This is a genomic window from Amycolatopsis sp. MtRt-6, assembly GCF_017308975.1.
GTDB lineage: Bacteria > Actinomycetota > Actinomycetes > Mycobacteriales > Pseudonocardiaceae > Amycolatopsis.
This window is the reverse complement of sequence record NZ_JADWPD010000019.1, coordinates 184,210-207,527: the sequence shown is the minus strand read 5'-3', so window position 1 is coordinate 207,527 and position 23,318 is coordinate 184,210. Positions and strand designations below refer to the sequence as shown.

The following is a 23,318-nucleotide window of genomic DNA, read 5'->3' as shown; positions in this document are numbered from 1 at the left end:
CTGCCCCCAGCCAGCCCCTGAACCACCGCCAGTTCCCCAACCGACGCGCTCGCACACCGCCATCCACATCGGACACACGTCAGTTCCCTCTCAACCGGCCTTCAGAATTCGTGAACTCACGGTGGTTTGATCGGTAGGTGTCGACGACCTCGCTGGCCTCGGCGGTGAGCGTCCGGCTGCCGGGGACACCGAGAACGAGCGCCTGGCCGAAGTCGACGGTGCAGCGGACGCTCACCTCGGCGGTGCTTCCTGGGCTTGCCGAGGCCGTCGTGCTGACCTCGGCGAGGCGGCAGACCAGGCCGGCGTGTGCCAGCGCCGAGCTGGCGGTCGCCTGAGCCGCGGCGGCAGCTGCCGCCGGCGTGCGCTGTAGGCTCGCGGCGCGCACGGCCTGGTGCGCGACGTCGTCGAGCCGCAGCCGGGCGTCAACGCCACGGTGGACGACCACGGCGACGAACACCAGCAGCATGACCAGCACCGGCGCAATCAGCACCGCCTCGACGGTCGCCGACCCGCGCTCGGCGCGCCACCGGCCGACGCCCCAGCGAGGCTGTGCCGCGGTCATGGAACCGGCTCCGCGGCGGGCAGTTCCCATGGGAACCGTCCAGCGCCGGTCAGGTCGCGGGCCGCAGTGACGTACGCGAAGACGGCCTTCGGCAGCTCCTCGGCGACCTCGACCAGCATGCCGATCGACGCGGCGCGCAGCTCAGCCTCGACGGCGCTGGTGCTCTCGACGAGTTCCGCGTGGCGAAGCTTGGCTTCCCACGCCCGGGTGAGCGTGACGCAGCCCTGGAGGTGGAAGAGCAGCTCGCCGAGCAGACCGTCGAAATCGGCGATCGCCGTGGCGGTCGTGGCCGCGAGGTCGGCCTCGCCTGGCATCGCGACGAGCCGCGCGGCGTGCCGGCGAGCAGGCGCTGTCCGGATCAAACGTGTCAGCGCGTCCCAGACCGCTTGGTGGACTCGGCCGGGCAGCTCGGGGTCGATCCAGTCGCGTGCTGCCGTGGTGTGGAGCTCGCCGGTGAGGTCGATCAGGAGTCCGGCCGTGCGGTGCGCCGCTGGGCCGAGGTCGAGGAAGTCGTCACTGCGGAGGAAGAATTCCCCGGGCGACCGTTCCAGAGCGCATCGACGTCCGTGTTGGTGCTCGGTCGCGAGGCAGGCCGCAGTGATGCCCGCGTCGCAGAGACCGCTCAGCAGAAGCGCGATGGCGCCACCGACCGCCAATGCACCGCCGAGGCTCTCCGTGGCACCCGTACCGACTACCATCGCGAGGACCAGAATCCCCAGCGCGCAGCGAGTCGAGAGGCACCGTGCGAGGAAGACCCGAAGAACCTGACAACGCCAGCGTTTCGACGTGACAGCGGGATTCCACAGCATGATGTCCGGTCCGTCAGCGAAGTCACCAACGGTCACCGCATCCGGTTTTTCGAGCAGTGACATGGTTTCTCCTCCCTTCGATCAGACGTCCGGAACGAACCTCTCGACTTCGCCTGCGGTTTCGGCGTGCACGTGCAGGTGCAGGCCGGGCAAGACCGCAACGACCTCGCCCTGCACGCTGGCCGAAGCCGAGGTCGCGGTGCGCTCGACGTCGATCTGCGAGAACCGCAGCGGCCCCTGCGCAAGTTGGTCGAGCAGCTGCCGACCGGCGGCGTGGCCGGCTGCGGCGGTACCGTCCTGGGCGCGGGCCGCGGCGAGCGCTTCCGCGGCAGCGGCTTGAGCAACATGGGTCGCGTGCGACCAGAGGGCGAACTGGATGATCGCCAACAGGGCGAGCAGCAAGAGGGGCGTCGCGATGACCAGCTCGGCCGCGACTGCGCCGTGCTCTCCCGAGAGGACGCGGCGATCGCGCCGAGCCGTCGCGTTGACCGGATTCGCTGGCATGTCAGCCGCCGAGGCCGAGGTCGATGCTGTTGGCTTTGGCGGTCAGCTTGGCGGCGATGATCGCGATCAGGGCGATGGCCAGCACCGCCATGAGGGCGGTCACGATGACGGTGGTGGTGATCTCGCCGCGGTCCTTGTCCTTGCACAACAAGAGGATGCGAGCAGAAGCGAGGGTCCAGAGCGTTCGGCAGTAGGTCAGCATGGTATGTCTCCTGTGGACTTTCAGAGGCCGCTGAGGACTTGGGTCAGGGCCGGGTAGGCGATGAATCCGAGGAAGCCGAGGAACAGCAGCGTCACCGGCAAGGCCATGCGTTCGGTAGCCGCCTGGGCATCGGCTTCGGCGTCGGCGACCAGGTGTGTACGCAGCGCCTTGGCCTTCGCCGCCAGGGAGGTACGGATCTTGGCGCCCTCGGTGCCGGCAAGGGAGATCGATGCGGCGAGCTCGGCGAGTTCGGTGATGTCCAGCTCTTCGCCGAGTCGGCGGAGCGTCGACCATGGGGTGGTGCGGGTCAGCTGGGCGGCGTCCAGCGCGCGGCGCAGCTGGGCGAACGCGGGCCCGCGTCCGACCTCGGCGGCTGCCAGGAGCGCGACCTCGACCCCGGCGCCGCCCGCGAGGGTGATCCAGACCAGGTCGAGGAAGGCCGAAAGCGCGCCGCGGAACTCTGCACGTGCTCGCGCCGCCTTGGTGCGAACCTCGAGGTCGGGAGCGAGGAAGCCGACCGCAGCGAGCAGAAACGCGGCGACCAAGAGGACTTCGACGCTGACCGGCACGTCCGCGAGCGCGAGCAAGCCCTGAAGCAAGAGCGGCGTCACCAGGCCGGCGCAGCCGTGGACGGCCTTGACGGCAAGGTGCGTGTCGGCACCTCGCCCGAGAAGTCGCAGATCGCGTTCGAGCTTCTCCCCCGGCAGGCCGAGCCTCCGCAGGCTGGGAACGAGCGGTCGCGCCACGGCCACCACCGAGCCGGCCTCCGTAACGTCTACAACCGGAGCCGCAGCAGAGTCCGCCAGCGAGAGGTGCTCGTGAAGCGATGGTCGCGACGGGATTGCCCAGGCCAGGAGCATCCACAAGCCGATGCCGGTACCCAGCCCGAGGCAGATGACCGGGATCATGCGCGCTCACCGTCCCACTGAATTGCGGCTCCGGCGTCCGATTCGCCGAGCGACAGCACGCGCGAAGCGGCGCGGCCGGCGGCGATCCTGACCAGCCAGCCGAAGCCGGTACCGAACAGGCCACCGATGACAAGCAGGACCGCTTGGCCGAGCGCGCTGTCGTAGGCCGTCAGGTAGGCACGGTTGAACACCACGACGCCCACCGCGAAGGCGATGGTGGTGGCGACGACGACCCGCACGGAGGTTCGGGTGCGAGCGCGGCCTGTCTCGACGCGCATTCGCATCGCCGCCTGCGACCGCGCGGTCTCCGCGAGGGAGCCGAGCAGTTCGCCGAGCTGCCGCGCCTGGTGCTCGGCGGCCAGCACCAGCGCGGCGATGACCAGGTCGGCAGTCGGGTCGGCCAGCTCCTCCGCCAGCTGCCGCAACGCCGGCGCGAGCCGATGCCCGTTCTGCAGCCGTGACGTGAGCGCGGCCACCTCATCGCGGATCGCGGCGGGCGCCAGCGGAGCGGTGGCGAGGATCGCCTGCTCCAGTCCGGCCGCGGCCGAGAGCGTGTCGCGCAGCATCTCCGTCCACGACGCGACCGCCTCGATCCGCGCGACCCGACGCACGTGAGCGCGATCCGGGCCGACCAGCCGCGGCAGGAACCAGACCGCCCCGACAGCGAGCACTCCCCCGACGAGCCACCCGGTCGCGACACCGGTCAGCAGGCCGGCACCCAGCGCGAGCGTCAGCCGAAGACCCCACGTCCGATCAACTCGCCAGGGCGGCGCCGACCGTGGACGGCGAGCCAGCTCCGGGCCACGGAGGCCGACGAGGACGAGCAACAGCCCGACGGCGGTGCCAAGCCCGGCCAGGCCAGCGACGACGGTGGTGGTCATGTCGCCCACCACCCGTTCGGCTCGGCTAGCAGCTCGGGATCGAACCCGGCCTCGATGAGGTCGTCCAGGGTGTCCGCGCGGAGCGCTCCGGCGGCTGGGCGAGCCCGGCGGTCGGCGCCGGGGCGGTACACCTCGTTGGAGACGACCGAGTTGCCGTCGGCGTCGACGACCTCGCGAATCGAGGAGATCACCCGAGTCGTGCGGTCAGTAGCTTTGTCCAGGTGCACGACGAAGTGCACGCTGGAGGCCACCAGCAGCGCGGTCGCCTCCAGCGACAGCCGTTCCGCGCTCTGCGCGGCGTAGGAGGCGAGCCGGGTGAAGGCGATCCTCGAGCTGCTCGCGTGCAAGGTCGCCATCGAGCCGTCGTTGCCCTGGGACATCGCGTTGCACATCGGGATGACCTCGGGCCCGCGAATCTCACCGACGATGACGCGGTCCGGCGACATCCGCAGGCCCCAGCGGACGAGCTCGGCCTGACTGATCGCGCCGGCGCCCTCGATGTTCGCCTCACGGGCCTGCAGCGCCGTGACGTCGGCGTGCAGCTGCGGGTCGAGCCCGAGACCGAGCTCGAAGGCGTCCTCGACGGTGACGATGCGCTCCAACGGGTCCATCTCAGCGGCCATCGCGCGCAGCAAGGTCGTCTTGCCGAACCCGGCGCCGCCGGTGATGAGGATGTTCTTGCGCGCCCGGACGAGAGCACGCACGAACCGCTCGAGGCCGACGTCGAGGGTGCCGCGTCGACGCAGCTGGGCCAGGCTCGTGGTCAAATAGCCGTGCCGGCGGATCGAGCACGCCGTCACGCCTTCGGCGGTGAGCCCGAGCACGGCGAAGAGCCGCTCGCCTCCGGGTAGCTGGAGGTTCAGCGCAGGCGAGCCCCGGTCGAAGCGGCGCTCCTCCGAGGAGGCGCGGGCCGCCAGCGTCCGGACCAGGTCGGTCAGCTCGTCGTTCGAGGCCGCGACCGGCGCGACCTGCGCCCGCGAGCCGTCGGCGTACTGGACGAAGACCCGGTCGAAGCGGTTGACGTTGATCGTCTCGACCTTCGGGTTCGCCAGCAACGGCTGCAGCCCGCCGAGCCCGAAGACCTCGTCGAGCACGGCCTCGGCGACTCGCCTCTCCTCGCCTGGCGGCAGCAGCACACGGCCGGCCTGCAGTTCAGCCTCGCTGTGCGCAGCTCCTGCGGACCGCAGGAGCTCCCGGGCGAGCTCCCGACGGCGCTCAGCCGTCATCGGGGTGCTCTCCACTTCGGCCCGGTGCGGCAACTCGGTAGCCAGCGCGTGGTGGAAGACAGCGCGAAGCCGCGTCTCCGGGCTGGTCGCAGACGGGCGGCGATGTTCGTCGAGCACGGTCATGGCGAGACCTCCTCTCCGGGCAGCCCGACTTCGGGGAGGTCAGGTGCGATCCGGACCCCGTACGCCGGGACACGCTGGGGTGGGACGCCCGGCACGTGCCGCCCGAAGGCCGGTCCGGGAGTTCTTATCGATGCCCCTCCTGCCGCGAGGGTTCGTGCCACCTCGACGGCGGTTCGGACGAGGCCGCCTTTGCGTGTGCGTCCCGGGATCGCGTGCCCGGTCAGGCTCGTGGCCGCGGTCGGGTCGTAAGGGATCCGGGCCATGACCGGGATGCCGAGCTGCTGCTCGACTTCCTTCGTCGGGTGGCCCAGGCCTGCGAGGACGAGCGACGGACGAGCGGCTGCCCGGCCGAGTTCCGGAAGCCGGGCCGCCAGGTGCGCAAGTTCGTCTTGGTGCGTGCCAGCGATCAGGAGCAGCGCATCGGCTTGCCGGATCATCGGCTCTGCTGGCGATCCGGGGTCCAGTCGCCCGCAGTCGGCGAACACCACCACCCCGGGCTCGCGCGCAGCCCGGTGAAGTGGCGAGCCGGCCGGCACCAAAGTGCTCAACGCCGCACGAGCTTGTGGTCCACCAGCTGGTCCGGGAACGACCGACAGCCCGTCGGTGAGGAGCTGCGTGTGATTCCAAACGGCATTGGCCTCGATGGGCTGGCGCGCCGCGGCGGCGAGGCTGAGCAGGCCAGGCGACGGCGCGAGCCCGAAACGCTGGCCAAGGTCTCCCCCGGCCGGGTCGCACTCGACCACCAGCCGGCGGACGGTGGCCGGCCAGTTCGCGGCCAGCGCCACGGTGAAGGTGGTGACGCCGGGTGAGCCCTTCACGCTGGTCAGGACGATCAACATCAGCGCTCACCACCCGCGAGCATGACCAGCGTGACCTGTCCGGCCGGCACGCGTGCGAGCGCCGGCGCGGTGGCGCTGGGCATCTGCAGCGAGATCACCGTCGTCTGGTCGTTCTCGGCCCGCGCCACGCCGGTCACCGTCGCCGGCCAGGTCGGCCCGTCGCCGCTGCCTTGTACGGTCGGAAGCGCCGTCGTCGACGAAGACGCCGCAACCACGACGAGGACAGGGGCTCCCGGAACGAGTTCGAGCGGGAACTGGCCTGTCTTGAGGCCCACCGCCACAACCGCCTTGCCGGAGGCGGGGATCGTCGAGGGCCCAAGGCTGCCTGGGGTGAGCAGCGCGCCGGCGGTGAGGCTGGTGGCCATCGGCTTGCCAAGCACGGTGCCCGCCTGGTCAGCCGGAATGGTGGCAACTCCGTCGGCGACAGAAATTTCGACCTGGTGAACGTCGGCTAGCTCGAGAACGTGTCCGACGTTCACGGGCCGGGCGATGGCCAGGACCGAAACGCGGTCGTGAGCGCTGGCTGCCCACCACAGCGCCCCACCGACGCAGACTACGACGAGCAGGACACCCACCAGCAGATGCGGCAAGCGCCGTCGCGCCCGGCGACCGGTCGGTACGGCAGCGAGCCGACCGTTCTTCCCCAACCAGGCCACGGCACCCACGTCGGCTCCGGAACTACGTTGACTCGTGCTGGTCATGACGTGCCTCCCCAGGCATGGTTCGACCGCGCCGCGCATCACCGAAAGCGTTGACGCGCAGCAAGAATTGGATTCGTTCGTTCGCGGAAATGGTTGGTGTCAGCGGTGACCGGTACCGAGTGCCTGCACTTCGGCGACGCGGAAAGCCGCGGTCGCCGAAGTCGTCAGATCCGGGAAGGTGCCGCTGGCTCCGGCACCCGACCAGGTCACCGTCCAGTGCACGGTTGCCTTGACGGCGAAGTGTTGCCCTGGCACCGCAGCGGACGATCGGCGGTAGGTGTGGCCGCAGTCAGGCGAAGGCGCCCGCGGATCTCCACCGGCCGGGTAGGGACTTCCGGGACCCGAGCAGGTCACGTCCTCACCGTCGCCCATCGACCACGAGACCGTGGCCGGTGTGGCCACCGCGGTGACCGACACGCCCGGTACGGCAGCGGTGGCCTGCCGCGTGTTCCAGCCACTGCGGTCCAGCCACATCCAGGTCGGCAGGCTCACGAGCTTGTCGTTGGGCGGATTCGCCTCGATCCGGGGTGTCGGCAACCGCAGCTGGGCCCGCGCCTGGTCGGCCAGCTCTTGCGGCGAAGGCAACGCGGCGGCAACCGGAACTTGGCCGTCCGGGAGCCAGATCGGAGCCCGATACAGGCCGTCGTGCACACCTGGGCCGGAACACCGGTAGATGTACCAGGAACCGGTCGGCTGTTGACGCCTGAACTCCGCGAAAAGCACCGAGGCGCCGTTTCGCCGCACGCCGTGGAACGCGATGGTCTGCACGCCGTTCGCCGGAGGCTGGTAGTTGCTCCGGACATATGAGCACTTCGCCGCCGTGTCATTGCCGCCGATGATGCTGTCGCCCCAGGGTCGCGGTTGCCCCGGCGCCGGATGAGGTTGCGCCGGCTCACCCGGAACTGCAGGCGGTGTCTTCCCGCCATTACGACCGGCTCCTAGCTCGCAGTACGGCGAAGACTGTTGGGCGCAATCGACAGATCCCCAACCACCGCCCATGGCTTCTGCGGCCGAAGCCAAGAGCATTGCGACCACTACCCCGCCGACAACTGGGGCTCGCATCAACACGTGCCCACGTCCCGGATCGCAAAGTCGACGACCTTCCATGAGCCGTCCACGGCCTTCTTCACCATGGCATTGATGTGGCGTCGCCCAGAAGGGCCGTCATTGGCCGGTTGACCGTTATCGGCACGGTATTTGAGCCATTGGCTGTCGTCGCCGCAGTCCACAAGGTTGACCGTCGTCGGAGCCGCAGCAGGCTCGACGGATTCGACGGTGGGGTGGTTGATGGGATGCCCCTTGGTGACGAGGCCGTTGAAGTGATCAGCGTAGAGGCCGCGGGAGATCCTCGACAGCGCGTCGGCTGTAGCGTTCTGCGCGAGTTTGGGCGACTGCCAGTCCGAGGTCACGGCGGCGTCGGCCATGTCTTGCCACATGCCGAGGTATGCGGCCGTCGCGCGCTCTTTCGCAAGGTCGGCCGGGCGCGGGACCACGGTTGTGGCCGTCGACGTGCTCGACGACGCCGGTCGGCTCGGTTCGGTCGCGCTGCAGGCCCCGAGCAAGACGACGGCCGCAGACGAAGCGATGGTGGCATGGACGGCTTCACGCAGGTTCATGGACTCCCCTCCCGTTACGATGATCAGCTGGCCGCCGGGCCCGGAACACCACTGCGGCGGAGGTTCACTCATTGGAAGGACGAGCGGCGCGCCGGGGCGTCGCGCTGGCCAGCATGGGCCGGCGGGGACGGAGATCAGCGCGAGCGCAATGCCGGTGGCATCGTGAATGCCTGCCTCGCCGTGCGGGGCGCGACTGTCAACCTGGTGCTGGGAGCTGCCGGCTCGATCATCAAGACGGTACTGCGGCAGCCAGCTGGCGTCGCGCAGTCCTGGTGGCTCGGTGCGGTCATCGACTGGGTCGAACATCGGTTACCTCGGATCGTTGTGCTTGCACAGCTGGCCGGTACCGCTCTGGGGTTCGGCGATCAACGCCGACGCGGAGGGCGCCGCAGAGGGGCAAGGACGCCCACCGCGTCGACTGGCCGAGGACTGGGAGACGTCCTCAAGTCTGCGGTTACGCCGGGCCCTCGTAGCCCGGGTAGCAACCGACGCCGCCGTTCCACCAAGCGCCGGTCACCCTCCACCGGATGACAGGCTGCAGGTCGGTCGTCCCGGGGCCGACGCAGTAGCGGTAGAGGTTGCCCCAGATATCCTGGACGTCCAGATCCACCCGAGATCCGGTGCCACCGTCACAGTGCCGGTATTCACCCCAGCCCAGGTAGCCACACTGCTCACGGAGCTGGACGCCAGGTGCGGCAGCCGCGGGATTTGCGGCAACCACGCACGCGGCCGCTGCCGCTGCCGAGACGCCTAGAACACGAGTGATCTTGGAGCGCAGAGTTCGCGGACTCATCGTTCCTCCATGGATTTCCTTGAGCCAGTCGAAATCCGATGGCTCCGATAAATCCACTTTGGACCTCGGCTAACTTTTGAGGAACCGATCTGGCAACCCAGCGTTGTGCCGATTCAGTGCCGCTGCTGTGCCGGTCGTGTCAAGCTGATAATCCTTTTCAGGATCGAGCGTCAGCGCGGAGGAGTGGTTCCCTGCCGGTCCAGGGCGGTCGTCGCCGTGCATGGGACTTCACCGGACTGGACCTGGTCCTACAAGGGACGCCACACCAGCGTCGCTCGTTCTCGGTCACGGTCGAGGGGAGCCCGGTGAGCACCGACTGCAAGGCGGGGTCGAAGCTGTTCGGCACTTCCCGCAGCGGGATCGGCGGCGGATCGAGCGGCGTGGCTCCCACCGGGCAGTCCCGTCGGCTCGACTCGCGCTCCAGGCCGCGGAAGTTGTAGCCGACGTCGTAGCACGCCGTCACCGGCTTCTCGGGAAACAGCTCGTCCTGGGAACCGTCGTGGTGCACCCGGAAGACGAGGTGCATCGTGACGGCCTCGGGGTCGCCCGAAGGCGTGTCCCGTATCTCGACCACCGCGAAGGTCGGCGCGCTGTCATGTATCGCGTCAAGCGCCTTCCGCGCGTACCGGGCCGACGAGGTTTGCGGTAGGGCACCGCTCTCCGCGGCCGCCTGCCTGGCTACCGCATCGGTCTTCGTGTCCCCCCGGCGCACACGCGATACGCGGACCGCGCCCCCAGCGTGGCGATTCGCTAGGCAGTGGCTGAGGTTCGACGTGTCCAACCAGCCGATCGGACGCTGCACGCCTCCAAGGAAGCCAACCGCGTGCGAACATCCAGAGCCCGTACGTCGCGGATAGCGTCGAGGATCTCAAGGCTCTGCAGGTACGTTTCGCGCGCTTGCTCGACTTGCCCCAGCTGGTGCAGTGCCTCCGCTCGCGAGATCAGCGTCTCGGCGGCTCCCCAGCGCTGCCAGCTCCGGCCGCGGACGGCCAGGGCCTCGTCGAAGTGCTTGAGCGCCGAACGGTGGTGGCCGCGCCGGCTGAGCAGCACACCGATACGTTGGTGCGCGATGCCGAGGACGGCTTTCGACGTGAACGTCTGCGCACGGTTCAGGGCGTCGAGCGCGTACTCCATCGCTTTGTCCGTCTGGCCGACGAGATCACAGGCATCGGCGAGGGCAGCCCGGTTCACCGCCAGCCCGATCTTGGTCCCGGAATCGACGAACAAGCGATCGGCGAGTTCGTGGACTTCGCGCGACTCGTCGGTAAGCCCGCAACTGGCGTAAGCGAGCCCGAGCCCGTACGCGGTCCAGGCGCGTGACCGGTCGTCGCCGAGTTCGGCGTGACGGCGAAGAGCCTCCTCGAGGTGCAGGATGCCCTCGTCGGTCCGGCCCAGCTCGTGTTCGACCCAGCCGAGTGCCTCGAGGCTTCGAGCGATCCCGGCCTCGCTGCCGGCCGCATGTGCCGCGGCGAGCCCGTCATGGGCCGCGACCAACCAGGTGTTCCAGCTGCGGGTCAGCACGAAGTACGGCAGGAACGCCGTCGGCAGCTGCCACAAGATGTCCTTCGCGCCGTGGGTCTGGGCGTTGCGCGCGACCTGCAGAGCAGTCGACACCTCCCGCTCGCACCAGAGCATCGCAGACTCGAACCCGCCCGCCTTGAACGACGTCGGGGCGACTCCGGATGGGTTCCTCGGGGTCAAGCCGCTGTCCGCCCAGTTGGGGAACAACGTGTTGTTCGCTTCCCAAGCTGCGGCGGCGTACCACCGCAGTGTCCGGTCGTGAGCCCGCTCGACCTCGGAGAGCTTCTCCTCCACCAGAGCCCGTTGGTGTGCGTAAGCCCGCAGCAGAAAGCCGATCCGGTACCGGCCGTCCGGCAACGACTCCAGCAGGTGCGCCTCGGCAAGAATCCGGAGCGCCTCTTCGGCACGCTCGACATCCAGATCGGCGAGCACGGCCACCGACTCGGGCCCGATGACGTTGGCCGGGCCGATGCCGAGATACCGGAACACCCGCCTGACCATCGCGGGCAGAGCCAGGTACGAGACGTCGACTACGCCGTGGATGTTCACCGCCGGATCGTTCGACGTGAAGAGATCGAGGCGAGTCTTCTCGGAATCCAGGCGCTCGGCCAGTTCGGTCAAGGACGTCTCGCGGTGCCGCTGGAGGTGCTCGGCAGCGACGAGAACGGCCATCGGTAAGCGGCCGCACCGCTCGACGACGAGTTCGGCGGCGCTTGCGCTGGCTCGCATTCGGGCTTCGCCGATGCGGCGTCCGAGCAGTTCGAGGCCTTGTCCGACCGTCAGGGGCGGCAGCTCGATCACTGTGCCTCCCGTGCGCGCCAGCAGCCCGGACTGCCGTTCCCGGCTGGTTGCCAGCACGACACTGCCGGCGCCGGGCAGGAGCCACTCGGCTTGCCGGTAGTCGGCGACGTTGTCGAGGAGCACGACCGCGGGCCGCTCGGCGAGCAGCGAGCGATACCGGGCTATTCGGGCCTGCAGGCTGGACCTACCGAGCTCGTCCGGGCTGACGCCGAGTGCCAGCAGGAATCCGTCCAGGACTTCTTCCGGGTCAGCTGGTGCACCGGGGGCGAGGCCTCGCAGGTCGGCGAACAGGCACCCACCTGGGAAGCGGGCTTGAACGCCGGCGGCCCAGTGCACTGCGAGTGCGGTCTTGCCCGTCCAGAAGCCGCCTTCAATGACGACGGTGACGGTGGCACCCGGGCGCCCCTGCGTCACCAGCGCACGGTCCATGGCCTGCAGTTGTTCGCCGCGGCCAACGAAGTCCGCGGGCGCGGCCGGCAGCTGGACGGGACGCGCAACCGGGCTCGCGTCACCACGTTGTGCTGCTGCGATCTTGTCCAGTTCGCCGTCGGCCGCCAGTGCGGTGTCGAGGTCGTGGACTACGGCTGGCAGGAGCGTGCGGTGGCCGTGCAGCAGCTTCGAGAGGTAGCTCGCGCTGTAGCCCGCCTTCGTCGCGACCTCGCCGAGTGTGAGACCTCGTTCTCTCCGCTTGCGGTGCACCGCCGCTGCGAAGCTGTCGATCGTCCTCATCGCGCCTCCCCGCGCACCTGATCGCGTCCGATGACGCGTCTACCTGGGCGGGGACCCGATCGAGCGACAATGGGCTTCAGCAGTTCCTGGACTTCCCGGTGTCCGATACGTTGGAATGATCAACAAGAACGGTACGAAACGCCGGACGGAGAGTCAACCAAACCGGACGCTCTGCGACCAATAGTCCAGTATTTCGGACTCCGGTTCGAAGGGGGTGGGCGTGTCCGAACCAACCGGGCCCGCGCTCGGCGACGTAGAACCATTCGGGGTGCTGCTCGAACGGCTGATTCGCCTAAAGAAGCACGACGACGGGCGACCCTACACGGTGGCTGAGGTCGCCGAAGAGGTCAGCATTTCCAAGAGCCACCTCTACGGCTTGATCAAGGGCTCCAACGAGCCCAGCCTTCGGCTCACCCAGCTGCTTGCCACGAATCTCGGTGTCGAGCTGGAATACTTCGGCACCAGCGAGCGCGCCCGCGAGATCCAGAGCCAGTACGCCCTCCTCGCCCGGCTGTCCCGGCAAGGCATCAGCGACCTCGCCTTCCGGGCGAGCGAGCTGTCACCGAACGCCCTGTCCACTGTCCTGGACTTCATCGACTTCCAAGCCAGCCGCGACAGCGAAAATCACACGTCCGGGTGACTTGCCGTCCAAGGTGCCGAACACCACGTCTGATCTGCAACGATCGTTCACAGGTGATCAACTACGGGCTGGGAGGACCGTCGTGGGCAGCCTTGTTCAGCGCGTGCGTCGCGCTCGGCGGACAGCCGGCCTGCGGCGCCGGCTGCGATCCGAGCTTCACGCCGCCGGTGTCGAAGGCCCGACGCCGATGGCCGAGATCTGTACCCGGCTCGGCGAGCACCGTGGAAAACCGATCCGCCTGCTGGGCATCCCGATGGAGGTCCCGGGACCGTTCGGCCTGTGGATCAAGACAACGGCGGCCGACATCATCCTCTACCAGCGAGCGGGCACGACACGGTTCCACCAGGAGCACATCATCGCCCACGAGCTCGGCCACCTTCTTGCCGATCACCCTTCGGACGAGGGCGACGACGCGATGTGGCGCCAGCTGCTGCCCGACATCCCTCCGGATGTCATCCGCAGGTCGTTGCGCCGCCGCACCTCGTACGACAACGAGTACGAGCAGGAAGCCGAGGCGCTGGCGACCGTCCTGCTGGAGGCGACCGTCAAGGCCCAGGAAATCAGCCTGCCGGGACGATCGCCACGGGCGCGCCGCGCGCAGACGTCCCTCGGCGATCCGGTCGACGTGCTGTGAACCTGACGAATTTCCTCCTGCTCGTGCTGGCCTGGTTCCTCTACAGGCTGGCTCGTTCACCGCGGGACCCGGCGCTCTGGGCGGTCGTCGTCTGCGTGACGTTCCAGCTGCTCGGCGCCTCCACCTTCGTCACGTTCGTCCGAACAGTATTCGGCGAGTTGCCCGCGTCCAGCACCGTGAAGCTGCTGACGAACCTCGCGCTGAGCACCTCGCGCTACGCCCTGCTGCTGTTCTTCCTGCTCTCGGCTGGTGGTTCATGGCGGCGAGTCCGCATCGAGACGGCGATCCTCGTCAGCGTCTGGCTGGCGATGACGGCCGCGATTCTCGCGCTTCCCTCCGGGCTCCGCGACACCGCGTACCCGCTGACCGGGGTCCTGCCGAACAACATGAGCCACCCCGGAGTCGCGCCGTTTTACCTCATCACCGACAGCTACACCTTTTACGCCACCGTGCAGACGAGCCGCTGGGCCCTCCGGTACGCCGCCGAGTCCGGCCGTCGTGCCCGCTTCGGCCTCCGCGTTGTCGCCTTCGCACTCGTCTGCGCAGCGATCACAACCGGCACGCGAACCGTCGTCACGATCGTCCGCTGGGCCGGCCATCCCGGCTTCGGGTATCCGGTGACGCAACTGACCAACCGGCTGGCTCCGATCAGCATCTTCTTGTTCCTCGCCGGCGTGTTCTCCATCGGTCTCGCGGCGCGCTTCGCCGCGCTAAAAACCTGGCTACGCCGGCGTCGCGCCTACACCGAACTCTGGCCGCTGTGGCAGGCCCTCCACGCGGTGTTCCCAGCCGACACGCTCGACCACGCCCCGAGGCGAGCCTGGCTGGACACACTGCTCCCCCACCAGGTCGGCCACCGCTATTGGCGACGCGTGATCGAGATCCGCGACGGCCTCCTCCAGCTCAGCCCGCAGCTGCTCGACGCGGGCTTCGACCCCAACCGCCCAGCCCACGAACAGCTCGGTGCCTTCCGTCGCGCACTCCGACACCAGGCGAGCGGCCGCCAACCAGCCAATCGGACAGCCGTGCTCGTCGCGGCCCCCGAAGACGCCGGCATCAACTCCGATGTCCGGCAACTCATCCACCTCTCACGGGCACTGGCCCGAGAAGGAGCGTCGTGAGCACCCCCTCGAACGCCGAGATCGGCCACCGCAACCAGCAGATGCTCGAGCGGATCCGCTCCCAGGACCCGCAGCCCCACCGCGAGGGCCACTACGCACTGCGGGTCATGACGGTCGCCGGCCGCACCAGCGGCCAGCCACGATCGGTGCCGATCGCCTTGATGCAGCTCGGCGGCGTCCAGTACGTCTGCTCGCCAGACCGCCGTCGGGACTGGGTACGCAACCTGCTCGCAGCCGGCCGATGCGTCGTCGAGCCCGACGAGCACGAGCTTCGCCACGCTGAACTGATCGAAGACGAAGACGGGGCCGCCGCGGTCGCCCGCTACCTGGGACGCCTCCCCCGGGTCTCCGACGAATGGCCCTTCCCCGGCGACGCCCCGCTGGAACAGGTTCTGCCGTTCATGCAGCAGATCGCCGTGTTCCAGCTGCGCGTTCCGGCCTGAGCGCCCCCGCCGTGCGCCAGCAGCTTCTCACCGCCGACCGGGTCCTCCCCGGGCCCGGCCGGACGCCGGATCCACGACGGGCCATGCTCTTTCCTGACGGCGCCATTCTCGGCCTCGGGCCACGCACAGCAGTCGAAGTAGTCGCCTCACCCACCGCCGAGTGCCACGCGTTCCCGGGCGGGATCATCTTGCTCGGCCGGATCAACTGCTACTCCACCTCGCCCTCGACGCCGGTCCTGACCGGTGCAGGCCGCGGCCAGCGCGACCCACACCGACCTGGCGGAACCCGCGGACCGTCTCGTGCGCTCGGGCGTCACTACGATCCGGGGCCTTGGTGACCACGGCGAGCGCGAAAGCCCTGGGTCTCGGCGGCACGACCGGCCAGCTGACACCGGGGTTGTCGGCGGACCCGCTGGTCACGACGGGCGACCCGCTCTCCGACCTGGCCAACCTGGGGCTGCTCCAGCTGGTCTCGGTCAGGGGGCAGGCCGCCACAGCAGCGGCGAAGTGACAGACTCGGGCGCGGAACATCTCCTACGGGAAGGTAGCGCCATGCCGGTGAGGGCGGTCGTCCTCGACATCGGGGAAACCGTGCTCGACGACACTCGCGAGTGGAACGCCTGGGCGGACTGGATCGGCGTCGGCCGGCACACGTTCTCGACCGTGCTCGGGGCGGTAACCGCGTCCGGCCGGGACAACGCCGAAACGTTCCGGTACTTCAAGCCGGACTTCGACGTCGCCGCCGAGCGGCAGCGTCGCGAAGACACCGGCAACGGCGAGCACATCGACGAGAGCGACCTCTACCCTGACGTCCGGCCTGCCCTGACCCAGCTCCAGCAGAAGGGGCTCTGGGTCGCGCTCGCCGGCAACCAGACTGCGAAGGCAGGGATCCTGCTCCGCAAGCTCGACCTCCCGGTCGACGCGATCGCGACCTCGGCTGAGTGGGGCGTCGCCAAGCCGGATCCCGCCTTCTTCCGGCGCGTCATCGAGCTCGCCGGCGTCGCTCCCAGCGAGCTGCTCTACGTCGGCGACCACCGCGACAACGACGTCGTCGCCGGTCACGCCGCCGGGCTCTGGACCGCGCTGATCCGCCGCGGTCCCTGGGGGCACCTGTGGGCGGACGACCCGGTGGTGCTGGCGAACGCCGACTGGGTCATCGACTCCCTGAACGAGCTGCCGAGTCTGATTGCCAGAACCTGATCACGACACGTCAGCCCATGCGGCGAACGTCGCCAGCTCGTCGCTGACCGTCCGCTGCCCGCGCAGGAGCGATCGCAGTGCCGCCTTGACCCGAGGATGCTCCCGGGTGTGGAGCGGCGCGACGCCTTTGGCCAGCTGGAGCGATGCGAAAGCGTCGTCGGGCCGACCGACCTCGAGCTGTGCCGGAGCCAAGTCGATGTAGAAGTGCGATCGGCGCTCGGCCGGAAGCTCGCGAGGCGGGTGCCAACCGGTGCCGCGCTGGACCGCTGTCGGGCTGTCACCCAGCTCCTGCGCCACAGCCACTTCGTGAATCCGGACCGAAGCAGGACCGAAGGCCGTTCCGAGGTAGACACCTTCGGGCGTGTGCTCGGCAGCTCGATACGCCTCAGCGAGGTGCTCACCTGCTTCTTCCGCCTTACCCGCACGTGCGGAAACGACGGCGGCCCGCATCGCCAGCGATCCGCGGGCGGCTTCGCTGTCTACTGTGGATCGAGTAGCCGGTATCCGATCGATGGCACGTACGAGCGAGCGGTGCGCCGTTTCCAGATCCCGCACGGCGAAGAACATTTCAGTACGCACATAGGCAACGGCCGCATCAAGGAAAGGTCGATCGATCTGGGAAGCAGCCAATCGCATGGCGGTGATGATCTGGCTCGAGAGGTCGGTGTAGCCGTACTTGAAAGCCAAGCCGTCAGCTGCCCGGCAAGCCAGGACCAACAGCTCCGTTGTGTTGCTGCGTTCCCGTTCATCGATCGCCAAGTCGCGAGCCCGCCCCAGCTCCATCAGGAGATCCGGCAGATCAACAACCAGTTGCGCATAGCGCGCCTGGACACGCTGTTCTGTCACCTGGGAGACAGCTGCTCGGAGGGCGTGCTCCGGACGAACGGGACCGTCGTCCGGCTCGTCGCAAGCCAACAGCGCCCGCCTTAGCGCCGTCATACCGACGCGCACCGCATCGTCCCTGAGCTGACTGGTGCGCGGGGATTGGTTTTCGCGCCGCAGCTCCGCCTGCTCCTGCTTCGCCGCCTCCCAAAGCCGCCGCAAATCGCCACCCGTGTGCAGACCGCGGTCGAGCGCATCGACCAGTTCACGCGATGGCAGGTTCCGCCCTTCCCGCTCGGCCAGTGACACGTAGTTGCGCGTGTAGCCGATCCGCCGGGCCAGCTCGGACTGACTCAGGCCCGCGGCCGATCGGAGGCGCCGGATCTCCCGCACGAGATGGTCGGCGGCCGACCGCTTCTCCGTCTGCTCGTCAGTCACATCGTTCTCCCGATCCGTTCACAGGGGGTAAATCGGCACGTTCGTCATTTACCCCCTTCCGGCATCGTCGCTGGCCAGGGTCCCATGGTGATCGTTCCGACGTCACGATGCAGGAGGGAACCGGTGAACACAACCGCCATGCCGGTATCCGGCGAAGCACTACCTGATTTGAGGAACGGCGAAGGGTGGACTCGATGATGCCCGGGGCCTCCGAGCGGCCGCTGACCATCGGGATCATGGGTCCGCACCTGACGGGCAAGAGCACGTTCATCTCCCGCCTGGCCTTGGAGCTTCGACGCAACGGATACCAAGTCGCCACCATCGCGGCGCTTGTGGAGCGGGCCCAACGGCTGGGGATACCGATCCTGCACAACCACTCCTGGGCATCGACGATGTGGTTCATCACCCGCGGCATCAGCGATGAACTGGAAGCGTGGGTCCACGCTGACGTCATCTTGGTCAACGGTGCCGTTCCCGACGCGCTGGCGTACTACCGCGCCGCCCTGGAGCACCGCGGCGATGCACCCGGTCAGGCAGAGCTCGATCAGCTCGAGAGCCTGGTGCGGAACCACAGTTCGAACTACAACCTGCTCTTCCGAACGACGCTCGAGGCTGCCCCAACCGATGGAGAAAACGACGACGAGGTGTTCCGGCGCCTTGCTGATCGCTGGGTGCGCCGGGTTGCCGAGAGCCTTGAAGTCACCAACGTGCCCGGGCCCGCTCCCGACCCCGGCACCGCCCTCGACCTCGCCATCGGTTATGTGATCGAACGCGGATAGCCCCCAGATCGGCGGCGGAGTTGCTGCCCCGACCGCAACTCCGCCGCCCCCACCACAGGTATGGCCCAGGTGAACACCATGGCACCGAACGAAGTCCAATGGCCCTCCGAGGACGACTTGCTTCTCGCAGAAGACGCCGGATACGTACTTCTTTGCCGCGTGCTCCTCGGGCTACGCCGTCCGTCCTTTTCGGAATCACCACCACGATCGACCGGAGCACCGATGTCCCGCGAAACCACCCGACTCGTCGACACGCTGCTGGCGACGCAGGTCCGAATCAGCCTGCTCGTGCACCAGCTCCAGGACGGAACGGCGACAACGGACGATCAGCGGCACTTCGCAGACGGACTCGAGGAGCTGCTGGACATCCTGCAGTCTCACGCCGCGGACGTCGACGCCGGCATCGTGCCGACTCCGCACGACCTTATTCTCGCAGAACGGCACTTGGCATGACCGACGCATCGTTGCGCTACCCCGGCTTCTACGTGGTCGGCCGCGCGATCCGGGAACATCGAACGGCTCGGGACATGAGCCTTCGGAAGCTGGCCCGCCTGATGGGCACCGGCCCAAGCCTCCTTTCGAGTTGGGAGACCGGAGAACGACGCATTCCAGCGGTACCGCTGGGCTGGGCGCTCGGCCTGCTTGAAGTACCGGCCGCCGAATGCCATCTCCTCAGCCGACTTCACGCAGAATCCGAGCGTGCGAGCTACGTCGAAGGAAACGACTCCGGCGAGATCAGCCTCCAGCGTGCGTACGACCGATACACCCTTCACACCTATGAATGGGCACCGAAGGTCGTCCCGGACCTTCTCCAGACGTTCGGCTACGCTCACGCGCTTCCCGGAGCGCGCACCCGGCCCGACGACGTCGACCAGGAGATCTTCGCGCGCCGCGTCCGACAGGTCGATCGAGATTCCCGACATCGGCACACCCTCCTGCTGGGCTCGGCCGCGTTGACCCTGGAAGGCATCCCGGCGGAGGTCGTGCAAGCGCAACTTCAGGAGATCACCACCTCACCGAACCGGTGGCGAGTGGACACCCGGATCGTCCCGGCCGACGCGGCCATCTCTCCGACGATCGAGTCCTTCGTCATCTACGAGACCGCGGAGAAGGCCTTCACCGTCGTTTTGAGACACGAGCACTCGACGGTTTACCTGTCCGATCTGACGACAGTGAGGCGCTACAAGTCGACGTTCGATGCGCTCCAGCGGGTAGCTGTCGCCTATGACCCGGCAACCTCATGTTGAGCGTCACGGCTTGCCGGGGCGGCAGCCGCGAAGGCGTCCCAGAGCAAGTTGAGTGGGTGACCGGCGGCGTATCGCTGTCGTTCGCCTGGGCGAGCGAAGATCCCCGTGACGATTTCGAGCTCAGGTTCGTAGCCCGTGCCGAGCTGAATCTTGCGGAGGTTCGCCCCGGGCAGCCGACCTTCGATGGCCGCGTCGGCGACCCGCTCGGTGGTGAGCAGGCAGCCGAACATCAGCTTGCTGCCGAGCAGGTTGAGGCCGTAGTTGAGGGAGTCGATGTCGGCGACCACATGAAGCTTGCCGCGGTACTCCGGCCCGTACCAGCGGGTGAGGAAGTCGGCCAGGAGCCCGGCGGTCGGTGCGAGCAGCGGCAGGTCGGCGAGGGCGTCGCGCGTCACCGGCCGGTCGGGGACCTCGCGGGTGCTGAGGTTGGTCAGCAGGGCGACGCGTTCGCGGTGCCACTCGAGGAAGTCGTGCGGCACGTCCGGACCGCGGTCGTGTTCGGCGGCGAACGAGCCGCACACGAGATCGACCTGCTCGGCGTCCAGCTTGGTCTTCAGGTCACGGGTCCGGACGTGCTCGATCTTGAGCTGGATGCCTCGGCGTTCGAAGGTGTCACGCAGCTGCGGCCAGACCTCGCCGAGGAACTCGACGGTGAACTCGGTGGTGCCCACCGTGATGGTGGACCCGACCCGCCGGCGGGCGCCGTGGACGCGTTCGGTCCAGGCGCGCAGCGTGCTCGTGGCCAGCGCGACGACCTCGTCGCCGGAGCTGGTGAACAGGAAGTCCTTCCCGCGCCCCTGCTTCGCGACAAGCGCCTCGCCCATCAGCCGGATCGCCGCATCGTTCAGCGTGTCGAGCTGCTTCTGCACGCTGGACTGCGACCGTTGCAGAACCCGGGCCGCGCGCTGCGCACTGCCGGTGGCGTGCACGACGGCCAGCGTCCGCAGCTGATCGAGGCTCGTGTCCAGCAGCTCCGCGGGGAAGCCGAGCAGCTCGGCGACTTCCGAGTCCCTCACCAGCGTCTCCTCGCTTGTTTTCCAGCCGGATAGTTCCAGTTCTAGTTCGAGCAAGTGTAGCCAGAATGCTCTGAAGTTTTCTTTCGAGCATTACTAGTCAATTTATTGCTCCAGCGAGCACTGAGTGGTCTACTCGTGCCACCGCCACAGCTCGCCCGACTTGGAGGTCCGAACGATGACCGTCCGTCCGATCGCCGTCGACGAGCAGGCGTCGAGCTGCTACTTCCGCACCACCGTCGACACCCCGTACCGCAAGGCCCTGGTCCAGATCACCGAGCGGTGCAACCTGCGCTGCGCGCACTGCTTCGTCTCCGCCACCAAGCACGGCAAAGACATGCCGCTGACCGAGGTCGTGAAGAAGGTCGTCCCTCGGCTGGCCGACGCCCGGGTACGCCGGGTGACGCTGACCGGCGGCGAGCCGACCGTTCACCCGGACTTCCTCGGCATCGTGCACGCCTTCCGCAACGCCGGAATCGACGTCGGCATCTGCACCAATGCCACCGAGCTCGATGACAAACTCATCAGGCAACTCGCCACGGCCGGAGTGCACGTCAACGTCTCGCTCGACGGGTTCGCCGCCGACTCCCACGGCCTGTTCCGCGGCGACCGCGCCTCCTTCGACGTGACCGTGGCCAACGTCCGCAAACTCGCCGCGGCCGGACTCCTGCAAGGGCTGCTGTGCACGCCGAACTCCCTGGCCGCCAACGAGGAGTACGTGCAGCTGTGCGCGTTCGCCCGCGAGAACGGCGCCCGCTACGTGCTGCTCAACCCGCTGGGCAGCATGGGCCGCGGCGTGAAGTCCCAGCGGAAGCTCGCGAAGACCACCATGCACATGCAGGAGATCTTCGAGCTGACCGCCCCCTTCGACGGCCCTGACCTCGACATCGCCCACATCCGCTTCCCCAACACCGACCGCAAGCCCCTCGCCGGCTGCGAAGCCGGAACGATCATCTACGTCTTCACTCCGGGCGAGGTCACCGTCTGCCCCTACCTCGTCTTCGCCGCCCGCACGCCGATCTCTCGCCATCCCGACACCGACTTCATCGTCGGGAACATCTTCACCGATCGCGACCTCGCCACCCGCCTCGACAGCTACCGCTTCCACGAGCGGTTCCAGGTCGGCGCCAACCCGACCTGTACGTCCTGCAGCCTCGAACCACGATGTGGCAAAGGCTGCCCAGCCGCGGTCGTCGCCGCGGGCGGACGCATCGGCGACGTCGACGCCGAGCAGTGCCCGGTCACCGCCGAGACCCGCCGGCTGCTGCCCCTGGACGTCGCATGAGCGCGCCGCGGCTGCCGGGCAAGCTGGTGACCTTCGAAGGCCCCGGCGGCGTCGGCAAGACGACGATCACCGCGCTGGTCGCCGAGCTCCTCGAAGTGGACGGCGTTCCCGTGCACGCCACCGTCCAGCCGTCGCGCTCCCCGCTGGGCGAGCTGGCTCGGCATGGCACCGACACCTACCGCGACATGGCTCTGGCCTGCCTCTGCGCGGCCGACCGTCACCACCAGCTGGCCAGCGAGATCCTTCCGGCGCTGGCCGAGGGCAAGATCGTGCTCTGCGACCGGTACGCGGCATCGTCGCTGGTCCTGCAGGGGCTCGACGACATCCCGCTCGATGTCGTCTGGGCGCTCAACCACGATGTGTACCGCCCCGACCTCGTGTGCGCGCTCAAAGCTCCACCGGCGGACGTCGAACAGCGGCTCCGGGCCCGCGGCGGACACAGCCGCTTCGAGCGCACCCCCGGAAGCAGCTTTCGCGAAACCCTCGGCTACCTCGCAGCCATGACTTTCCTGCGCGACCAGGGCTGGCCCGTCGAGATGATCGAGTGCGCCGACGACCCCCGCACCACGGCTGGCACCATCGTCGACCTGATCCACCGCACCCTCACGGAGAGCCCGGCATGCCCCTGACCGCCCTCACCCTCAACGTCGGCACCCCCGCCCTCGAACGAGCCCGCCGCCAACGCGACTGGCTCGCCCGCCGCCACGAGGACGTCTTCGTGCTCACCGAGACCGGCTCCGGCCCCGGCACCCAACTGATCGCCGAGTCCTACCGCGACGCCGGCTGGTCGGTCACCTTCCCCGACCACCCCGACAAGGAACGCGGCGTCATGCTGCTCTCCCGGTTCGAGTGCACCGTGGACCCCATCGGCGCGGCGATGTCCTACCTTCCTGCCCGACTGGCCGGCATCGTGCTGGACACCGACAGTGGTCCGCTGCGCATCCTTGGCGCCTACGTCCCGTCCCGCGACGCCACCGAAGCAAAGACCACCCGCAAGCGCGAGTGGATCGAGTCCTTCCACCGAGCGTACGAAGCCACCGGGGACGCCGCCGCCGTTCTACTGCTTGGTGATCTCAACGTCCTGGAACCCGGGCACGTACCGCCTCACCCAGGGCAGTTCGCGCCATTCGAGACCACCTTCTACACGGCCCTGACCGACCGGCACGGCCTCATCGACCTCTTCCGCGCGCTGCATCCGACCGCCGTCGAGCACAGCTGGGCCCGCCGCACCGAACTCGGCTACCGCTACGACCACGCCCACGCCTCCACCCCGCTCCTCGCCCACCTCACCAGCTGCTCCTACGTCCACAACACGCGCCAGGAGAACCCGGCGCTCACGGACCATTCAGGACTCGCCGTCCAGCTGACGCTCACCGCTACCGCGCCGCTGATAACCTCCGACCCGGCCGCGGACCGCGAAGCAACGCTGTTCTAGCAGAGGGCTCGTGCCCGGCCGCCACACCAGCCGTCGAGCGCAAAGG

General features: G+C 68.5%; 28 protein-coding genes. 12 read left to right on the top strand and 16 right to left on the bottom strand.

From position 1 onward, the window contains the following. Positions 1 to 79: 79 nt before the first annotated feature. From I4Q55_RS29460 to I4Q55_RS29400, 14 genes are all read right to left on the bottom strand, one after another. Positions 80 to 562 (bottom strand): TadE/TadG family type IV pilus assembly protein, encoded by a 483-nt coding sequence (locus tag I4Q55_RS29460; protein ID WP_206792106.1) that lies wholly within the window; start codon positions 560 to 562, stop codon positions 80 to 82. Next, a complete protein-coding gene (locus I4Q55_RS29455) occupies positions 559 to 1,434 on the bottom strand; it encodes a hypothetical protein (RefSeq protein WP_206792105.1) in 876 nt (291 codons plus the stop codon). The genes I4Q55_RS29460 and I4Q55_RS29455 overlap by 4 nt, the downstream gene beginning before the upstream one ends. 18 nt (positions 1,435 to 1,452) lie before the next feature. Beyond that, a complete protein-coding gene (locus tag I4Q55_RS29450; RefSeq protein ID WP_206792104.1) occupies positions 1,453 to 1,875 on the bottom strand; it encodes a TadE/TadG family type IV pilus assembly protein in 423 nt (140 codons plus the stop codon). A gap of 1 nt (position 1,876) precedes the next feature. After that, positions 1,877 to 2,077 (bottom strand): hypothetical protein, encoded by a 201-nt coding sequence (locus tag I4Q55_RS29445; RefSeq protein ID WP_206792103.1) that lies wholly within the window; start codon positions 2,075 to 2,077, stop codon positions 1,877 to 1,879. Between the two features lie 20 nt (positions 2,078 to 2,097). Continuing rightward, positions 2,098 to 2,985: a type II secretion system F family protein gene (locus I4Q55_RS29440; RefSeq protein WP_206792102.1), complete on the bottom strand. Its 888-nt coding sequence runs from the start codon at positions 2,983 to 2,985 to the stop codon at positions 2,098 to 2,100. Beyond that, a complete protein-coding gene (locus tag I4Q55_RS29435; RefSeq protein ID WP_242546953.1) occupies positions 2,982 to 3,866 on the bottom strand; it encodes a type II secretion system F family protein in 885 nt (294 codons plus the stop codon). Before I4Q55_RS29435 ends, I4Q55_RS29440 begins: the two co-directional genes overlap by 4 nt. Next, entirely contained in the window at positions 3,863 to 5,215 is a 1,353-nt protein-coding gene (locus tag I4Q55_RS29430; RefSeq protein ID WP_206792094.1) for a CpaF family protein, read from the bottom strand. The genes I4Q55_RS29435 and I4Q55_RS29430 overlap by 4 nt, the downstream gene beginning before the upstream one ends. After that, complete coding sequence (locus tag I4Q55_RS29425) at positions 5,212 to 6,054, bottom strand: carbon monoxide dehydrogenase maturation protein (RefSeq protein ID WP_206792093.1); 843 nt, start codon at positions 6,052 to 6,054, stop codon at positions 5,212 to 5,214. The genes I4Q55_RS29430 and I4Q55_RS29425 overlap by 4 nt, the downstream gene beginning before the upstream one ends. Further along, positions 6,054 to 6,755: an SAF domain-containing protein gene (locus I4Q55_RS29420; protein WP_242546952.1), complete on the bottom strand. Its 702-nt coding sequence runs from the start codon at positions 6,753 to 6,755 to the stop codon at positions 6,054 to 6,056. The genes I4Q55_RS29425 and I4Q55_RS29420 overlap by 1 nt, the downstream gene beginning before the upstream one ends. Positions 6,756 to 6,854: 99 nt before the next feature. Next, positions 6,855 to 7,523 (bottom strand): hypothetical protein, encoded by a 669-nt coding sequence (locus tag I4Q55_RS29415; protein WP_242546951.1) that lies wholly within the window; start codon positions 7,521 to 7,523, stop codon positions 6,855 to 6,857. Positions 7,524 to 7,816: 293 nt separating this feature from the next. Continuing rightward, positions 7,817 to 8,677, bottom strand: a complete 861-nt coding sequence (locus tag I4Q55_RS49475; protein ID WP_242546950.1) for a hypothetical protein — start codon at positions 8,675 to 8,677, stop codon at positions 7,817 to 7,819. Between the two features lie 148 nt (positions 8,678 to 8,825). After that, the gene (locus I4Q55_RS49470; protein WP_242546997.1) at positions 8,826 to 9,164 is read right to left on the bottom strand and encodes a DUF6355 family natural product biosynthesis protein; all 339 of its coding nucleotides are present in this window, start codon (positions 9,162 to 9,164) and stop codon (positions 8,826 to 8,828) included. Between the two features lie 157 nt (positions 9,165 to 9,321). After that, positions 9,322 to 9,738, bottom strand: coding sequence for a hypothetical protein (locus I4Q55_RS29405; protein WP_242546949.1), 417 nt, complete (start codon positions 9,736 to 9,738; stop codon positions 9,322 to 9,324). A 176-nt stretch (positions 9,739 to 9,914) separates the two neighbouring features. After that, positions 9,915 to 12,215, bottom strand: a complete 2,301-nt coding sequence (locus I4Q55_RS29400) for a helix-turn-helix domain-containing protein (protein ID WP_206792091.1) — start codon at positions 12,213 to 12,215, stop codon at positions 9,915 to 9,917. A gap of 220 nt (positions 12,216 to 12,435) precedes the next feature. On the opposite strand from I4Q55_RS29400, the gene I4Q55_RS49465 reads away from it, so the two are divergent. The 6 genes from I4Q55_RS49465 to I4Q55_RS29370 all read left to right on the top strand — a co-directional run bounded on the left by I4Q55_RS49465 (position 12,436) and on the right by I4Q55_RS29370 (position 16,253). Continuing rightward, the gene (locus tag I4Q55_RS49465) at positions 12,436 to 12,855 is read left to right on the top strand and encodes a helix-turn-helix transcriptional regulator (RefSeq protein ID WP_206792090.1); all 420 of its coding nucleotides are present in this window, start codon (positions 12,436 to 12,438) and stop codon (positions 12,853 to 12,855) included. A 187-nt stretch (positions 12,856 to 13,042) separates the two neighbouring features. Then, entirely contained in the window at positions 13,043 to 13,489 is a 447-nt protein-coding gene (locus I4Q55_RS29390) for a hypothetical protein (protein WP_206792089.1), read from the top strand. Between the two features lie 23 nt (positions 13,490 to 13,512). After that, complete coding sequence (locus I4Q55_RS29385; protein ID WP_206792088.1) at positions 13,513 to 14,610, top strand: MAB_1171c family putative transporter; 1,098 nt, start codon at positions 13,513 to 13,515, stop codon at positions 14,608 to 14,610. Next, positions 14,607 to 15,053 (top strand): hypothetical protein, encoded by a 447-nt coding sequence (locus I4Q55_RS29380; protein WP_206792087.1) that lies wholly within the window; start codon positions 14,607 to 14,609, stop codon positions 15,051 to 15,053. Before I4Q55_RS29385 ends, I4Q55_RS29380 begins: the two co-directional genes overlap by 4 nt. Positions 15,054 to 15,384: 331 nt before the next feature. After that, positions 15,385 to 15,564, top strand: coding sequence for a hypothetical protein (locus I4Q55_RS29375; protein ID WP_206792086.1), 180 nt, complete (start codon positions 15,385 to 15,387; stop codon positions 15,562 to 15,564). A 41-nt stretch (positions 15,565 to 15,605) separates the two neighbouring features. After that, positions 15,606 to 16,253, top strand: a complete 648-nt coding sequence (locus I4Q55_RS29370; RefSeq protein WP_206792085.1) for an HAD family hydrolase — start codon at positions 15,606 to 15,608, stop codon at positions 16,251 to 16,253. Here the strand turns inward: I4Q55_RS29370 and I4Q55_RS29365 are convergent, their stop codons facing one another. Then, entirely contained in the window at positions 16,254 to 17,513 is a 1,260-nt protein-coding gene (locus tag I4Q55_RS29365; protein ID WP_206792084.1) for a helix-turn-helix transcriptional regulator, read from the bottom strand. Positions 17,514 to 17,707: 194 nt separating this feature from the next. On the opposite strand from I4Q55_RS29365, the gene I4Q55_RS29360 reads away from it, so the two are divergent. The 3 genes from I4Q55_RS29360 (at position 17,708) to I4Q55_RS29350 (ending at position 19,539) form a co-directional block, all read left to right on the top strand. Beyond that, positions 17,708 to 18,292, top strand: a complete 585-nt coding sequence (locus I4Q55_RS29360; RefSeq protein ID WP_277991989.1) for a hypothetical protein — start codon at positions 17,708 to 17,710, stop codon at positions 18,290 to 18,292. Between the two features lie 222 nt (positions 18,293 to 18,514). Further along, positions 18,515 to 18,745, top strand: coding sequence for a hypothetical protein (locus I4Q55_RS29355; RefSeq protein ID WP_206792080.1), 231 nt, complete (start codon positions 18,515 to 18,517; stop codon positions 18,743 to 18,745). Next, entirely contained in the window at positions 18,742 to 19,539 is a 798-nt protein-coding gene (locus I4Q55_RS29350) for a Scr1 family TA system antitoxin-like transcriptional regulator (protein WP_206792079.1), read from the top strand. Before I4Q55_RS29355 ends, I4Q55_RS29350 begins: the two co-directional genes overlap by 4 nt. On the opposite strand, the gene I4Q55_RS29345 is transcribed toward I4Q55_RS29350, so the two are convergent. Next, a complete protein-coding gene (locus I4Q55_RS29345) occupies positions 19,515 to 20,555 on the bottom strand; it encodes a LysR family transcriptional regulator (protein ID WP_307793342.1) in 1,041 nt (346 codons plus the stop codon). The two genes, I4Q55_RS29350 and I4Q55_RS29345, sit on opposite strands and share 25 nt — an antisense overlap. Before the next feature lie 175 nt (positions 20,556 to 20,730). Here I4Q55_RS29345 and I4Q55_RS29340 point away from each other — a divergent pair, with 175 nt between their 5' ends. Genes I4Q55_RS29340 through I4Q55_RS29330 form a run of 3 tightly spaced genes read left to right on the top strand, consistent with a single transcriptional unit; the run spans position 20,731 to position 23,272 of the window. Continuing rightward, positions 20,731 to 21,837, top strand: coding sequence for a radical SAM protein (locus I4Q55_RS29340; RefSeq protein WP_206792078.1), 1,107 nt, complete (start codon positions 20,731 to 20,733; stop codon positions 21,835 to 21,837). After that, positions 21,834 to 22,466 carry a dTMP kinase gene (gene tmk, locus I4Q55_RS29335; RefSeq protein WP_206792077.1) on the top strand — a complete coding sequence of 211 codons (633 nt, stop codon included), beginning with the start codon at positions 21,834 to 21,836 and terminating at the stop codon, positions 22,464 to 22,466. Before I4Q55_RS29340 ends, tmk begins: the two co-directional genes overlap by 4 nt. After that, positions 22,457 to 23,272, top strand: a complete 816-nt coding sequence (locus tag I4Q55_RS29330) for an endonuclease/exonuclease/phosphatase family protein (protein WP_206792076.1) — start codon at positions 22,457 to 22,459, stop codon at positions 23,270 to 23,272. Before tmk ends, I4Q55_RS29330 begins: the two co-directional genes overlap by 10 nt. Positions 23,273 to 23,318 lie beyond the last annotated feature (46 nt).